Origin of the sequence: Pseudonocardia alaniniphila, from assembly GCF_022524485.1 — a bacterium.
Classification (GTDB): domain Bacteria; phylum Actinomycetota; class Actinomycetes; order Mycobacteriales; family Pseudonocardiaceae; genus Pseudonocardia; species Pseudonocardia alaniniphila.
Genome location: NZ_JAKXMK010000007.1, coordinates 212,515 through 226,504, shown reverse-complemented (window position 1 = coordinate 226,504; position 13,990 = coordinate 212,515). Strand labels below are relative to the sequence as shown.

11 protein-coding genes and 1 pseudogene are annotated in these 13,990 nt (G+C 72.2%); 7 read left to right on the top strand and 5 right to left on the bottom strand.

All coding sequences use genetic code 11. The annotated features are described in order from the left end of the window. Positions 1 to 94: 94 nt before the first annotated feature. The gene (gene glgB / locus MMF94_RS09470; RefSeq protein WP_241035933.1) at positions 95 to 2,713 is read left to right on the top strand and encodes a 1,4-alpha-glucan branching protein GlgB; all 2,619 of its coding nucleotides are present in this window, start codon (positions 95 to 97) and stop codon (positions 2,711 to 2,713) included. A gap of 200 nt (positions 2,714 to 2,913) precedes the next feature. Here the strand turns inward: glgB and MMF94_RS09465 are convergent. Further along, positions 2,914 to 3,675 (bottom strand): annotated as a pseudogene (locus tag MMF94_RS09465) (glycosyltransferase family 87 protein); the annotation flags it as partial. 228 nt (positions 3,676 to 3,903) lie between these two features. Between MMF94_RS09465 and MMF94_RS09460 the strand changes: the two are divergent. Both MMF94_RS09460 and add read left to right on the top strand, forming a co-directional pair. Then, positions 3,904 to 5,271: a neutral zinc metallopeptidase gene (locus MMF94_RS09460; protein ID WP_241035932.1), complete on the top strand. Its 1,368-nt coding sequence runs from the start codon at positions 3,904 to 3,906 to the stop codon at positions 5,269 to 5,271. A gap of 187 nt (positions 5,272 to 5,458) precedes the next feature. Further along, complete coding sequence (add, locus tag MMF94_RS09455) at positions 5,459 to 6,478, top strand: adenosine deaminase (RefSeq protein WP_241035931.1); 1,020 nt, start codon at positions 5,459 to 5,461, stop codon at positions 6,476 to 6,478. Between the two features lie 105 nt (positions 6,479 to 6,583). Here add and MMF94_RS09450 read toward each other — a convergent pair whose 3' ends face one another. Continuing rightward, positions 6,584 to 7,507 (bottom strand): tetratricopeptide repeat protein, encoded by a 924-nt coding sequence (locus MMF94_RS09450; RefSeq protein ID WP_241036032.1) that lies wholly within the window; start codon positions 7,505 to 7,507, stop codon positions 6,584 to 6,586. 104 nt (positions 7,508 to 7,611) lie between these two features. After that, positions 7,612 to 8,499, bottom strand: coding sequence for an SCO6745 family protein (locus MMF94_RS09445; protein ID WP_241035930.1), 888 nt, complete (start codon positions 8,497 to 8,499; stop codon positions 7,612 to 7,614). Between the two features lie 245 nt (positions 8,500 to 8,744). On the opposite strand from MMF94_RS09445, the gene MMF94_RS09440 reads away from it, so the two are divergent. Next, positions 8,745 to 9,038 (top strand): hypothetical protein, encoded by a 294-nt coding sequence (locus tag MMF94_RS09440; RefSeq protein WP_241035929.1) that lies wholly within the window; start codon positions 8,745 to 8,747, stop codon positions 9,036 to 9,038. 68 nt (positions 9,039 to 9,106) lie between these two features. Here MMF94_RS09440 and MMF94_RS09435 read toward each other — a convergent pair whose 3' ends face one another. Beyond that, positions 9,107 to 9,415: a thiamine-binding protein gene (locus tag MMF94_RS09435; RefSeq protein ID WP_241036031.1), complete on the bottom strand. Its 309-nt coding sequence runs from the start codon at positions 9,413 to 9,415 to the stop codon at positions 9,107 to 9,109. A gap of 73 nt (positions 9,416 to 9,488) precedes the next feature. On the opposite strand from MMF94_RS09435, the gene MMF94_RS09430 reads away from it, so the two are divergent. Then, positions 9,489 to 9,992: a MarR family winged helix-turn-helix transcriptional regulator gene (locus MMF94_RS09430; protein ID WP_241035928.1), complete on the top strand. Its 504-nt coding sequence runs from the start codon at positions 9,489 to 9,491 to the stop codon at positions 9,990 to 9,992. A gap of 55 nt (positions 9,993 to 10,047) precedes the next feature. Here MMF94_RS09430 and MMF94_RS09425 read toward each other — a convergent pair whose 3' ends face one another. Continuing rightward, positions 10,048 to 10,239 (bottom strand): hypothetical protein, encoded by a 192-nt coding sequence (locus MMF94_RS09425; protein ID WP_241035927.1) that lies wholly within the window; start codon positions 10,237 to 10,239, stop codon positions 10,048 to 10,050. A gap of 110 nt (positions 10,240 to 10,349) precedes the next feature. On the opposite strand from MMF94_RS09425, the gene MMF94_RS09420 reads away from it, so the two are divergent. Together MMF94_RS09420 and MMF94_RS09415 are read left to right on the top strand one after the other, a co-directional pair. Continuing rightward, on the top strand, positions 10,350 to 11,285 hold the full coding sequence (locus MMF94_RS09420; RefSeq protein WP_241035926.1) for a pentapeptide repeat-containing protein: 936 nt from the start codon (positions 10,350 to 10,352) through the stop codon (positions 11,283 to 11,285). Continuing rightward, positions 11,282 to 12,379 carry a helix-turn-helix domain-containing protein gene (locus tag MMF94_RS09415; RefSeq protein WP_241035925.1) on the top strand — a complete coding sequence of 366 codons (1,098 nt, stop codon included), beginning with the start codon at positions 11,282 to 11,284 and terminating at the stop codon, positions 12,377 to 12,379. The genes MMF94_RS09420 and MMF94_RS09415 overlap by 4 nt, the downstream gene beginning before the upstream one ends. Positions 12,380 to 13,990: the final 1,611 nt, after the last annotated feature.

Genomic DNA, 13,990 nt, shown 5'->3' with positions numbered 1-13,990 from the left:
GATCACCTACGGGCCGATGGTCGGTTCCGGCGGGGTACACCGGATGGTCGAGCCAGGGTCGGCAGCGAACGCTGCAGCACAATAGGGTGCGCGGGTGGATCGTGAGGAGAACCAGACCCGGACGATCAGCGCAGCGATGACGAACTCCACCTCGAAGAGTTCGGCCTCGACCGCCTCGTCGTCGACGACCAGCACGGTCGCCCACGCGTATCCGCCGGACCCCAGAACGGTGGACCGCGTGCTCGGTGGAGCGCATCACGACCCGCACTCCGTGCTCGGCGCACATCCGCACCCCGACGGCACCGTGATTCGCGTGCTGCGCCCGCACGCCGACGAGGTGGACGTGGTCCGCGAGGGCGGCGAGAGCCATCCGCTGGTCAAGGTGCACGATGCCGGACTGTTCTCCGGCATCGTGCCGGGCCCGCCCGCCGACTACCGCCTCGCCGTGCGTTACGGCGAGCGCGTGGACATCGTCGACGACCCGTACCGCTGGCTGCCGACGCTCGGCGAGATCGACCTGCACCTGATCGGAGAGGGCCGCCACGAACGGCTGTGGGATGTGCTCGGCGCGCACGTACGCAGCTACGACACCCCGGCCGGCCCGGTCACGGGCACGAGCTTCGCCGTCTGGGCCCCCACTGCGCAGGGCGTTCGCGTCACCGGCGACTTCGACGGCTGGTCGGGCTGGGCACACCCCATGCGCGTGCTGGGCAGCACGGGAGTGTGGGAGCTCTTCGTCCCCGGCATCGGCCCCGGCGTGCGCTACAAGTTCCGCATCCTCGGCAAGGACGGCCGGTGGCGCGACAAGGCCGACCCGATGGCATTCCGCACCGAGATCCCGCCCGCCACGGCGTCGATCGTGGAGGAGTCGACCTTCGAGTGGGGTGACGAGGAGTGGATGACGGCGCGCGAGCTCCGCCAGCCGCACGTCGAGCCGATGAGCGTCTACGAGGTGCACCTCGGCTCGTGGCGCCAGGGCCTCACCTACCGCGAGATGGCACACCAACTGGTCGACTACCTCGACGAGACGGGCTTCACGCACATCGAGCTGCTGCCCGTGGCCGAGCACCCGTTCGGCGGGTCGTGGGGCTACCAGGTCACGTCGTACTACGCGCCGACCGCACGGTTCGGCGAACCCGACGACTTCCGGTACTTCGTCGACCATCTGCATCGCCACGGCTACGGCGTGATCGTCGACTGGGTACCGGCGCACTTCCCGCGCGACGAGTGGGCGCTGGCGAAGTTCGACGGCACGCCGCTCTACGAGCACGCCGACCCGCGGCGCGGCGAGCAGCCCGACTGGGGCACGCTCGTGTTCGACTTCGGACGCATCGAGGTGCGCAACTTCCTCGTCGCGAACGCGCTCTACTGGCTCGAGGAGTTCCACGTCGACGGCCTGCGGGTCGACGCCGTGGCGAGCATGCTCTACCTCGACTACTCGCGCCCTGAGGGCCAGTGGCTGCCGAATGTGCACGGCGGCCGGGAGAACCTGGACGCCGTCGCGTTCCTGCAGGAGATGAACGCGACCGTGTACCGCAAGTACCCGGGGGTCGTCACGATCGCCGAGGAGTCCACGGCGTGGCCGGGTGTCTCCCGCCCCACGCACCTCGGCGGGCTGGGCTTCGGCTTCAAATGGAACATGGGCTGGATGCACGACACGCTCGACTACCTCGGGCGCGACCCGATCTACCGGGGCTACCACCACAACCAGATGACCTTCTCGCTGATGTACGCCTTCAGCGAGAACTTCGTGCTGCCGCTCTCCCACGACGAGGTGGTGCACGGCAAGGGCTCGCTGTGGACGCGGATGCCCGGGGATGCCTGGAACAAGGCCGCCGGCCTGCGCGCCACACTCGCCTACATGTGGGCCCACCCGGGCAAGCAGTTGCTGTTCCAGGGCGGAGAGTTCGGCCAGGAGCGCGAGTGGTCCGAGCAGCGCTCGCTCGACTGGCACCTGCTCGAGGACCCACTGCACCAGGGCATCAAGACGCTCGTCGGCGATCTGAACCGCACCTACCGGGCCACCCCTGCGCTGTGGACGAAGGACACCACCCCCGAGGGCTTCTCCTGGATCGACGCCAACGACGCCTCGGGCAACGTCCTGAGCTTCCTGCGGCACGGGGTGGATGCCGACGGCAAGCCCACCGTGCTCGCCTGCGTGGCCAACTTCTCGGGCACCCCCACGCCGGACTACCGGGTAGGGCTGCCGTTCGCAGGCAGGTGGCGGGAGGTGCTCAACACCGACGCCCAGATCTACGGCGGCTCGGGGGTGGGCAACCTCGGCGCCGTGGAGGCCGAGCCGTCGGTGTGGCACGGCCGACCGGCGTCGGCGACACTGCAGCTTCCGCCGTCAGGTGTGTTGTGGCTGGTTCCCGAGCCGTTCCAGGGCGCGGTGCGCCGGGCCGCGGTCGCGCGGGCATCCGTCCCGGCTGCCGCACCCGCTGTGCTCATGGATGTCGTGCCCGCCGAGGAGGATGTGGTCGATCAGGCTCCTGCGGCTCCGGTCACGGACGATGCCCCGGAGGTGGCCCCGCCCGTGCCCGAGGTCGAGGTCGAGGTTCGCGCCGACGCGGAAGGGGAGCCGCACGTGGAGGTCGAGCCCGTGGCCACGGCTTCGGCGCCCGCCGGGCCGTCGGATCTCGCCGAGCCCGCGGAGCCGACCACGCCGACGAGCGGACGTAACGGCGCCGACCCCAGCAGAGCGACCCAGTAACCGATCAGGATCGCGCAGTAGAGCGACCGCGCCACGTCCGGCCAGAGGCCGTGGGGCGGCCACTCCGCGTTCCACGACACCGGAATGACGATCACCGCGAGCGCGACCGCCGCGGTGGCGGTCCGTCCGAGCGCGATCAGCACGAGCACGCCCGGCCACAGCAGCATCAGATAGTTGTGCCAGGAGATCGGAGAGACCAGCAGGCCCGCGGCGACCACCGCGAACGGTGCCGTGCCAGCCGGGTCGATGCGCTCGCGGTGGCGGCCGATCCAGATGAGCGTGCCGATGAGGACGACCGCACCGAGCAGCGTGCCCAGCACGGACGGCACCCCGAACCGCACCGCGAGCCCGGGCAGCGAGGCGTTGTCCACCGTGTCGGGCACGGGCTCCGTGACCGCGATACGCAGCCATTCGAACCCACTCGACGGCCCGGCGATCAGCACGCCGAGCAGCGTGGCGGCTGCTGCCGAGATCAGCCCGGCGCGCAACGGCACCCAGCGCCGCTGCACCGCGGGGAGCAGCAGCAGCGGCGCGAGCGACGGTTTGAGCGCCACGGTGATCCCGAAGAGCACGGCGGCGAGCACCGGCCTGCCCCGCCGTTCGGCGATCCAGCCGGCCACGAGACCGGCGAGCAGCAGCGGGTAGATCTGACCGAGCACGAGCGTGCCGTGCAGGGGTGAGGAACAGAGCACGGCGAGCACGGCGAGTGTGGTGGCACCTCGCCCGAGGCGCAGCTCTCGGGCCACGGCCAGCACCGCGGCCACGACGATGAGCAGCGTGAACGCGGCGAAGATCCGGTACGCCACGAGGGAGCTCAACCCGGCGAGGGGCGTGAGCAGCACCGTGAGCAGCGGCGGGTTCAGGTTCGTGAGCTTGGCACCGGTGTGGTAGATGTCGGCGCCGTGGGTGGCCGCCACCGCGGAGTGCCAGAAGGTGTCGAAGTCGACGTGTAGCTCGCGCATGTCCGTGGACGGCAGCAACGTCACCAGCGCGTCGGGATGCCGCACGTAGAGCACGACCGTCGTGACGATCGACGCCACCACGAGCAGCCCGGCGATACCCCACCGCACGGCCTCGGCCCGGCGCTCGGGGTGCTCCTTCATCAACGACACGGTGACTGACGCTATCCCGCGCGTGGGGATTCCGCGGAACCGCTCCCCCGCATCGCCCGAGTGACGATGATGATCGTCGTGCGCGTTCCGTCCCGGCAGCGACCGCCGGCAGCGGCCCTTCTCGCCGTCGCGCTCGGCATTCTCGTCGCAGGATGCACGCAGGCGGTTCCGGGTCACGCCCGTCCCGCGCCCCAGCATCCGGCGGCGTCAGTTGCGGCGACCCCTGGCAGCCCGTCGGCCACGGGCGAGGTCACCGCCGAAGCCACTGCCGCACTCCAGGAGATCTGGCGCAGCACGTTCCCGGCTGCGTTCGGCCGGGAGTGGACCGACATCGCGAGGTTCGAGCCGGTCCATACCGCGAACGCCGCCGCACCCGCGCCGACATGCGTCGACCGGGTGGCCGACCTCGTCGGCCAGGCCTTCTACTGTCCCGCCGCCGACGCCGTCGTCTGGGACGCCGACACCCTGGTGCCCGACCTGCACCGCCGGTTCGGAAGCGCCGGGGTGACCGTCGCGCTGGCCCACGAGGTGGGGCACGCCGTGCAGACCCGTCTCGGGATCGACGAGGCGCAGTCCCGGGAACCGCGGCGATACCCGGCGATCCTGCTGGAGACGATGGCGGACTGCTACGCGGGTGTGGCGTTCGCGCAGCCGGGCCTCCGGTCGGTGAGCGGGCTCGCCACCGACGCCAGTGTCGCTGACGACGCGCTGCTGGCGCTCGTCGGCTTCCGCGACCCGCTCGGTGTCGAGCCGGGCGACGTCAGCGCGCACGGCAACGCGTTCGACCGGGTCTCGGCGTTCCAGGACGGTTTCCGGGACGGGGCCGCCCGCTGCGCGGCGATGTCCACGGAGAACCGGGTGTTCACCCAGCGCCGGTTCGGCGGAGCGGCCGATCGGGCCCGGGGCGGTGACCTTCCGCTGCCGCTGCTGCTGGATGCCGTGCACCACGACGCGGTCGGATGGTTCGGCGCGCTGGCGCCGGGCTGGAACGTGCCGCCGCTGGACGGCACAGCCTGCCCGGAGCGCGGTGGAACGGCCCAGGGGCCGGTGCGGCTCTGCGCGGCAGGTGGCGGGCTGTCGATCGACCGCAGCGCGCTCGCCGCCGTGCATCGGGAGGTGGGCGACTTCGCGGGCGTCACGCTGGTGGCGAGCCGCTACGGCATCGCGGTGCTCGGTGCGCTCGGCCTGGCCACGGAGGGGCCGGCTGCCGGCGCGGCCGCGGTGTGCCTGGCCGGCGCCTACACCGCTGCGCTCATGGAGCCGGGCCGCGGGCTCACGCTTTCCCCCGGCGACCTCGACGAAGCCGTGCAGGTGCTCCTCACCCACGACTGGGCCGCCCGCGACGCCGAGGGCGATGTCGATTCCGCCGGGCACGGGTTCGACCGCGTCGCACGGTTCCGCGCCGGGCTGCTCGACGGCCCCGGCTCCTGCCTGCCGCACCGCTGAAGGCAACGAACATCGGCGCTTGACGCTTCGAGAGGCCGGGGGGAAGGCTGCTGATGCGGATCTCGTCGCGACGGCGCTGCTGCGGCGACCGCTCTACGGCTGGTGCCACGACAGGGGCGACGCCGACCGGTGACGCGGGCCGTTCGCGCCCGTCCCCCGCATCCCCTCGTCCAGGAGGTCCCCTGCTATGCCCACGTCCACCGTGGCGTCGTTCGTGACCGCATTGCCCAAGGTCGAACTGCACCTGCACCTCGTCGGGTCCGCCTCGCTCGACACGGTGCTCGCCCTCGCGCGCAGGCACCCCGAAGGCGGCGTGCCCACCGAACTCGACGCGCTGCGCCAGTTCTATGCGTTCACCGACTTCCCGCACTTCCTCGACGTCTATCGCCGGGTGAACCTGCTGGTCACCGCAGCCGACGTCGTGACGCTGGTGACCGGCCTGGCCGCCGACCTCGCCGCCCGCGCCGTCCGCTATGCCGAGGTGCAGGTCACCCCCGTCCGCCACCGCCTGGCCGGCACGAGCTACGACGACCTCGCCCAGGCCCTCACCGACGGCCGGGCCCTCGCCAGGGAACGCCACGGCGTGGAGATCGGCTGGATCTTCGACGCCGACGCCGTGCTGGGCCCGGCCGGCGCCGAGGAGACCGTCGACTTCGCCGTGGGCCACCGTCCGGACGGAACGGTCGGGGTCGGCCTGGGCGGCTCGGAGCTGGGGATCAGCCGAGCCGACTTCGCGCCCGCGTTCCGCCGGGCCGCGGCGGACGGGCTGCACAGCCTGCCGCACGCCGGGGAGACCGTGGGGCCGGGCGAGGTCTGGGCCGCGATCACCGAGCTGGGCGCCGAGCGCATCGGGCACGGCATCGCGGCGGCCCAGGATCCACACCTGCTCGCCCACCTGGCCGAGCACGGAATCGCTCTCGAGGTGTGCCCGACATCCAACCTGCGCACTGGTGCGGCCCCGTCGCTCGCCGAGCACCCACTGCCGGCGCTGGTCGCCGCCGGGGTGCCGGTCACGCTCGCCACCGACGATCCCGGGATGTTCCACACGGACCTCGACGCGGAGTACCTGCTGTGCCACGAGGCGTTCGGCATGGGCATTCCGGAGCTGGCCGAGATCGCGAGGACCGGGGCGCGGGTGGCGTTCTGCTCCGACGAGCTGCGCACCCGGATCCTCGCCGAGATCGACGCGGTGGCCGCGGGCGCCTAGCTCGCCCGCGACCTGCGGATGCCACCGCGCCGCCGGTGACGCGCGCCGTGCCCCGTCCTCGCAGGGCCCGCCGGCTCTGCGAGGACTACAGCGAGTGCGCCTGGCTCAGAACAGCGCGCGGGCGAGGGCCCGCCGGGCCGCGGTGACGCGAGGGTCGTCCGGCGGGAACAGTTCGAAGAGCCCGATGAGGTGCTCGCGCACCCGGTCACGCTCGTCGCCCGAGGTGCGCGCGACCGTGCCCACCAGCCGCGCGAACGCGTCCTCGACACGGTCGGAGGCCGCCTCGGCGTCCGCCGCGGCGAGCTGCGCGTCGATGTCGTCGGGCGCGGCGTCGGCACGAGCGATGGCCGAGGGGTCGGCCTTCTCCGCACGCGCGAGGAACCGCACCTGCGACAACGCGGCCAGCGCCTGCTCGTTGGCCGGCTCGACGGCGAGGATCTGCTGGTAGGCCTCCTCCGCCGCGGCGTAGTCGCCGCGATCGAGCGCATCCTCGGCGGCGGTGAAGCGGGGATCCTCCGGCTCCTCGGCCGGTGCTCCGTTTGCGGCGGCCGCCCCCGCTTCCGCTTCGGCGATGGCCGGCATCCGGTCGCGCAGCGCGTCTAGCAGCGCCGAGATCCACTGACGGACCTGGGGCTCCGGCAGCGCTCCGTTGAACGCATCCACCGGCTGGCCCCCGACGACGGCGACCACCATCGGGATGGACTGGACGCCGAACGCCTGGGCGATCCGCGGGTTGGCGTCGACGTCGACCTTGGCCAGGACCCAGGCGCCGTTGCCGGCCTCGGCGAGCCGCTCCAGCACGGGCGAGAGCTGCTTGCACGGGCCGCACCACGTGGCCCAGAGGTCGACGACGACCGGCACCTGCAACGACCGCTCGAGGACGTCGGCCTGGAAGCTCTGCTCGGTGACGTCGATGACGAAGGGACTTGCGCCTGCGCTTTCCGCACCCCCGGACGCCTGCGTCTGCTGCGAGCGGGCAGCGGCCTCCGAGCGGGCCTTCAGGGCGGACAGGTCGACCGCACCTGCCATGGCGGACGACAGCGCGGCCGTTCTGGCCGCCTGACGGGGATCGGGTCGGGACACAAGACTCATCCTGCCACCGGAGTCGGCGACCGTCCGCTTCGACCGGAGCTTCAGCCCGGGGACACCAGCGGGCGAAGCGCCATCGGGTTTGCGCGGAGGAACCCGTCGGCATCGATGATCGCGGTGACCAGCGGCGCCGCCAGCTCCACCAGCCGCTCGGCCGCGTCGCCGATGGCCGCCACTGGCGCGTCGGCGAGCTCGTCGGTGTGGGCCTCGACCTCATCGCGGACGGCGCGCCCGGCGGCGGTGATCCCACCGGCGTCGAACAGCCCGCGCTCGGTGAGCCGGCCGACGGCCTCTGCCCACTCCGGTTCCGACCACCCCCTGCGCTTGCGCAACCACTCCGCCTCGATCTCCTTGTCGGCCGCGAAGAGAACGAGCGCCTCCGCCGGATCCAGACCGGCCGTGAGAAGCGCGGCCACGTGCCCGTCGCCGCGGTGCTCGCGCAAGACCGTCTGGGCGTGCCACAGCGCGAGATGCGGCTCCTCCGGCCACTCCAGCGCGGCGTTGGCAGCGGCGAGAGCCCGCCCGGCCGTGGGGGCTGCGACCGCGGCTTCACGGGCGATCGAGGCCGCCTCGGCCAGCTCCGGGGAACCGAGCAGCTCCGCGCCGACGAGCCGCCGCAGGGCCGCGTCCACCGCCTCCAGGCGGATGGCCCGGAAGCGCTCGGGCGGGGCCAACTCCCAGACGGCGGGCACGACCTTGGCCACCAGCCCCGGGTGGAAGTTGTAGAACAGCGCCGCGACGATCTCGGGTGGGGCCGCCCCGAGCGGAGCGGCCCGCAGCGCGAAGTAGCTCATCCAGTAGCCCCTGGTGCCCAACGCCTCGCACGCCGCCTGGGACTCCGGCGCGAAGTAGGTGATCGTGTGGATCGGCTCGAGCGCCCTCCACATCCGGCGCGACCGGTGGTCGGGTTCTGCACTTGCGCGCTCGGCCATCTCAGTCCTCACTCATTCGGTGATGCACTCGATTTCGCACAGTAATTCACCGGTCCGGTCGCCGGCGGTCACCCTCTGGAGTCGGAAAAGGCGTTCCGAGAGGTACAGGAAGACCGCTGGTCACCGGACTGGCAGAACAACGCGGCCACCCCGGCAATCGTTGAGAAGGTACGAGTGATCAATGGTCGCTCCCCGCCGACAATCCCACCCGTCGCGGCACGCCGCTTCCCCTCGAAGGAACCCGCATGAGCACGAAGAACCCCGTTGCCGACCGCCTCCTCGACGACGCCCGCCGCAGGACCGCGAAGAGCGAGAGCCCGAAGCTCGGCAAGGCGGCGCTGATCGTGGGCATCATCGCCCTGATCGTCAGCCCGGTGTCGATCCTCGGGTGGATCGTCGGCATCACGGCGCTCGGCCTCGGCGCCGCTGCCGTGCGCCGACCCGTGTGCGTGAAGCAGGCGAAGATCGCGATGACGCTCGGCGCGGCGGCCATTCTGGTCGGCGTCTTCTTCTTCACCCTCGCCATTGCCATGCGCTGATCCACCCCTCGACCGGGTCGGCGGGCGGGCGCCCGTGCGCCGACCCGGTGGCCCGGTCTTTTCGAGTGTCATTCCTTGTGGAGTGCCTCTTCGATCCGATCCACCTTCGCCTTCAACTGTCCGGAGTGGCCCGGCCGGATGTCGGCCTTCAAGACGAGGCTCACGCGGGGAGCGTGGGCCTGCACCGCCTCGACGGCCCGCTTCACCACGTCCATGCCCTCGTCCCAGGTCTCGGACTCGATTGTGGTGAACATCGCCGTGGTTTCGTTGGGCAGCCCGGATTCACGCACCACGCGGACCGCCTCCGCGACGATCTCGCTCACGCTGTCGGTGCCGCTGTCGCCCCCGGCAGGGGCGATACTGAATGCGAAGAGCATGAACCACAGCCTGCCGTAGCGAATGGGCCGACCGCGACCCCGGCCGAGCACGTCACTGCTAGCGTCGCCGGTCATGGCCACTCGCGATCCGCTGCCGTTCGACCCGATCCTGCGGGCGGCGGAGATTTGGGACGAGCGAATCGGCCCCGCCCGCACCATGGCTGCCGTGACCAGCGTGATGCGGGTGCAACAGATCCTGCTCTCCGCAGTGGACGGGGCGCTGCGCCCGCACGGCCTCACCTTCGCCCGGTACGAAGCGCTGGTGCTGCTCACCTTCTCCCGTGTCGGCAGGCTTCCGATGCGGGTGATGGGCGAGCGGCTTCAGCTGCACCCCACGAGCGTGACCAACATCGTGGACCGGTTGCAGGCCGACGGGCTGGTGCGCCGCATCCCGCATCCGACGGACCGGCGGGCCACGCTCGTGGAGATCACCCAGGCCGGCTCCGCTCTGCAGGAGGACGCGACCAAGTCGGTGACCGAGATCGACTTCGGCCTCAGCGGCCTGAGCCCGGAGCAGGAGGCGCAGCTGACCGAGCTGCTGGCGAAGGTGCGTAGGGCAGCGGGCGACTTCGACTGACGCACCACGGCCCCCGCGCGTCAGGTCGGCAGGGCCGCCGCCCGCGGGCCTCGCGTCACCCTCCCGGCCGCCGCCGGTGGCGCCGGCGGGCCCCGGGCCACGACCGCATCGTGCGGCCGTGGGTGGACCTGGTGGCTGCCCGGCGGCCGGGGCGGCGGACACCCCGCCTTCCGGCCGCGTAGTAGCCGCTGACCGCTCCACCGGCCGATCCCGCGATCACGCAGACCGAGCACGTGGTGAGATCCATGGCCATCCCCTTCCGACGCTGTTGACGCGGGTTGCGGCAACAGCGTTGACAGTAGGCGGCGACCCCGACAATCTGGACGACGACGGAGAGATCAACGGCGAGGAGCTCACGTGCGAGGTCGGGTCCTGCTGGCTGCCAGCGTGCTTGCGGCCATCCTCGTCACGGCGAGCACTACCGTGGTGTTGCTGCTGGTCGAACCCACTGCGTCCAAGGCCGAGGCGATCAAGACCGGCGGCCTTGCCGGCGGCGCCGTCGTCGCGCTGTACGCGCTGTGGCTCAACGACCGCAGGCGACGCACCGAGGAGGCGCGCCACGAGCTCGAGAGCGACAAGGTGGCCGACGAGCGTTTCGCGCGGTCGGTGGAGCTCCTGGGCAACGAGGCCGACCAGGTGCGCGTCGGCGCCCTGCACGCGCTGGCGTGGCTCGCCGACTCCAGCCCGCGCTACAAGCAGACGGTGCTCGATGTCCTGTGCGCGTACCTGCGCAGGCCCTTCTCGCACCCCAGCTACACCCAGCGCGCGGACGATCCCGACCAGACCACCACCGACGAGGCGCCCGAGGCCGATCGGGAGCGGCAGGTGCGGCTCACCGCCCAACGGCTGATCACCGACCTGCTCCCGTGGGGGACGAACCACGACCCACGCGCCTACCACCTCGATCTCACCGGCGCGAGCCTGGAGCACTTCCGGCTGGAGGGCAGGAGGATCGGCCGGCTCACGGCGCGGCGCACGCGGTTCTACGGCATCACCCGGCTCGGCAGTCTTCAGGCGAGCAAGCCGGCACTGTTCTCCGGCGCTGCCTTCCTGGGCCGCGTGGACATGCGCGACGCCCGGTTCGAGGGAGGGATCTCCTTCCAGCACGCCACCTTCTGCGGCGAGGTCGCCTTCAGCGGCGCGTCGGTGGGCACCTTCATCGACGTGGAGACCACCTCACCGGAGCTGCACATCGGCGCCATCGCCGTCGCCGAGGGCAGCCGGGTGGACGGCGACCCAGCCACGTGGCCGCTCGTCGGCCTGCCGCCGTCACCGGCACGGGCGGGCGCATGAGTCTGCGTGCCGCCAGGGCGGCGCGGGGCTGGTCCCAGGCCGACGCGGCCGGGGAGCTCGTAGCGCTGGGCCGCGCCTCGGGCACACCCGTCGCGGCTGCGGCCAGCCTGAAGACCCTGCTCTCCCGATGGGAGAACGGCCATGCCCTGCCCGAGCCGCATTACCGCACACTCCTCGCCGAGCTGTACGGCCGCACACCGGGCGACCTCGGGATCGCCGTGGCGCCCGCGGCCGATGCCACCACCGCGTCCGATCGGCTCCGGTCGGCGATCGCCGCAGCCGCGGCCGTCGACCACACCGGACTCGAGCTGTGGTGGGAGCAGCTCGCTGTCGCGAGCAGGCTCGACGACGAGCTGGGCGCCGCCGGGGCGGGCGAACTGGTGCGAGCGCTCGTCGAGCAGCTCGAGGAGACGCTCATCCACACCCTGACGCCGGCCCGGCGGTCCGAGGTCGCGGCCGTGCTGGCCGGAGCAGCCACGCTGGCCGGAGCCCAGGAGCTCGACCGCGCCCGCCCCGACGAGGCCTGGCGCCGGTACGACCGCGCCCGCAGCGCGGCGCGGGAGGCCGGCGTCCCGGAGGCCGATGCCGTGGCCGGACAGGCCGCTGTGCTGGTCGACGTGGGCGAGCCCGCCACCGCCGTCGAATTGCTGGACCTCGCCGGACCCGCCACCGGCGACCCCGCCCAGGTACGACTCGACGCCGCACGTGCCGTCGCCAGCGCCGCCGCAGGCGACTCCCCCGCCGCTCACCACGCCATCGCCGCGGCCGCACGCCGGCTGCAGCGCTCCCGGGTCGACATCGTCGCCCTGCGGGGCGGCCCCGTTCTCGACCTGGCCGACCTGCACCGATGGCACGGGCGCACCCTGGTCGCGCTCGGCGATGCGGAGGCGGTCGGGCCGCTGGAGCGGGCACTCGACCCCGCTCCCCGATCAGCCCGCCACCGCGCCGCCGTCCACGCCGACCTCGCCCTCGCACTCGCGGCCCACCGGCCAGAAGACGCGGCCGAACACGCGCGCCGGGCCAGGGAACTCGCCCTTCGCATCGGCTCGGAACAGGTCGGTGCCCGGCTCGCCGCGCTCCGCGCCCGCGCGTGAACGTCCCTCCGCTGTCGTGCCAGGTCCCCGCCACTCCGAAGGGGTTGATCGCCAAGCCCTCACGGCCCGCCGCGCAGATCACCGGGCCCGCCAGCCGCCCCCCACGGAGCGCCGGCGCCCGAGGGGCGCCAAGATCACCAGCTCGGGACGCGCAGCACGGTTACCGCCCCCGAACAATGATCACGCCACCGCGCGTCCGCCCGCCGGATGAGGTGATCACCGGTTAGAACGCCGAGGGCCAGTCAGCTCCAGGAACCGCCCGCGCCGAAGGCGGTCCGCACCATGATCACCAGTTGCGGACGCGCAGCCGCGTCCAACACGGCTACCGCCCCCGAAACAACGATCATCACGGCGAGCCGTCCCTCCGCGGCACCAAGATCACCAGTTGGGGACGCGCATCCCCACCCAACACGGCCAACGCTCCACAAACAATGATCACGCCACCAGGCGTCCGCCCACGGGACCGAGGCGATCACCGGTCGGCGCCACGAGGGCCACCCGCCGCTGCTGCCGCTCCGTAGGTCGACCGTCCACACCATGATCTCCGGCTGGCGGACGGGCAGGCGCACCCAGCACGGAAAGCCGTCCTTCCGGGGCACCAAGATCATCGATTTGGGACGCGCAGCCGCGGCCAGCACGGCTATCGCTCCACAAGTAATGATCAAGCCAGCGCACCCATCCGCGGGATGAGGTCATCGCTGGTCAGCACCGCGAGGGCCGGCCCGGCCCCGGCTACCGCGCACGCCAACCGCCGTCAGCATCATGATCACCGCTTGGGGACGCGCAGCCGCGTCCAATAACAGCTACCGGTCCCGAAACGCCGATCACCACGGTGCGCCGTCCACGACCGAGCACCATGATCACCAGGACGCGCAGCCGCCCCCCACCCGGCTACCGCGCCCGAAACAACGATCACGCCACTGCGGGCCCGCCCACGGGCTCAGGTGATCACCGGTCAGCGCCACGCAGCCAGGCCGCCGCAACTGACGCCCCAACTCCGGGGTTCGTCCCGCCATGATCACCGTTTGGGGACGCGCAGGCGCGTCCGACACAGCTACCGCCCCCGAAACAGCGATCATCACGGGGAACCCATCCCTCCGCGGCACCATGATCACCGATCGGGGACACGCAGCCGCATCCAACACGGCTACCGCTCCCCAAACAGCGATCATGACGACCGCCGTCCCTGCGGCGCCCCCGGTCGGGCGCGGAACCGCTCCAAGGCCACGGCTGCGCCAACGATGATCACGCCGCCACCCGCCGCGACCCGATCACCGGACCCGACGGCCACCCCAAACTCCGATCACCACGGCACGCCGATCCCACGCAGCACCAAGATCATCAGTCCGGGACACGCAGCCGCACCCCACACGGCTACCGCTCCCCAATCGATGATCACGCCACAGCAGACCCGTACCGGAGGGAGGCCGGCCCGCCGCCAGCTCCCACCCCCACATGCCCGCCAGCCGCAACCCCCACCGAGATCACCAATGCGGGACGCGCAGCGGCGCCCAACGCAGCCACCGCTCCCCGATCAATGATCACGTCACGGCACACCGGTCCCCGGGGGCGAGGTGGCTATCGAAAGCGCCCGTGGATGCGAGCCCGCCG

What these genes read in the sequence shown, in the direction of transcription:
- MMF94_RS09430 (WP_241035928.1), top strand. Translation starts at nt 9,489, where the DNA reads ATGGCCACTCGCGATCCGCTGCCGTTCGACCCGATCCTGCGGGCGGCG.
- MMF94_RS09450 (WP_241036032.1), bottom strand. Translation starts at nt 7,507, where the DNA reads ATGGCAGGTGCGGTCGACCTGTCCGCCCTGAAGGCCCGCTCGGAGGCC.
- MMF94_RS09445 (WP_241035930.1), bottom strand. Translation starts at nt 8,499, where the DNA reads ATGGCCGAGCGCGCAAGTGCAGAACCCGACCACCGGTCGCGCCGGATG.
- MMF94_RS09435 (WP_241036031.1), bottom strand. Translation starts at nt 9,415, where the DNA reads ATGCTCTTCGCATTCAGTATCGCCCCTGCCGGGGGCGACAGCGGCACC.
- MMF94_RS09415 (WP_241035925.1), top strand. Translation starts at nt 11,282, where the DNA reads ATGAGTCTGCGTGCCGCCAGGGCGGCGCGGGGCTGGTCCCAGGCCGAC.
- add (WP_241035931.1), top strand. Translation starts at nt 5,459, where the DNA reads ATGCCCACGTCCACCGTGGCGTCGTTCGTGACCGCATTGCCCAAGGTC.
- MMF94_RS09440 (WP_241035929.1), top strand. Translation starts at nt 8,745, where the DNA reads ATGAGCACGAAGAACCCCGTTGCCGACCGCCTCCTCGACGACGCCCGC.
- MMF94_RS09425 (WP_241035927.1), bottom strand. Translation starts at nt 10,239, where the DNA reads ATGGATCTCACCACGTGCTCGGTCTGCGTGATCGCGGGATCGGCCGGT.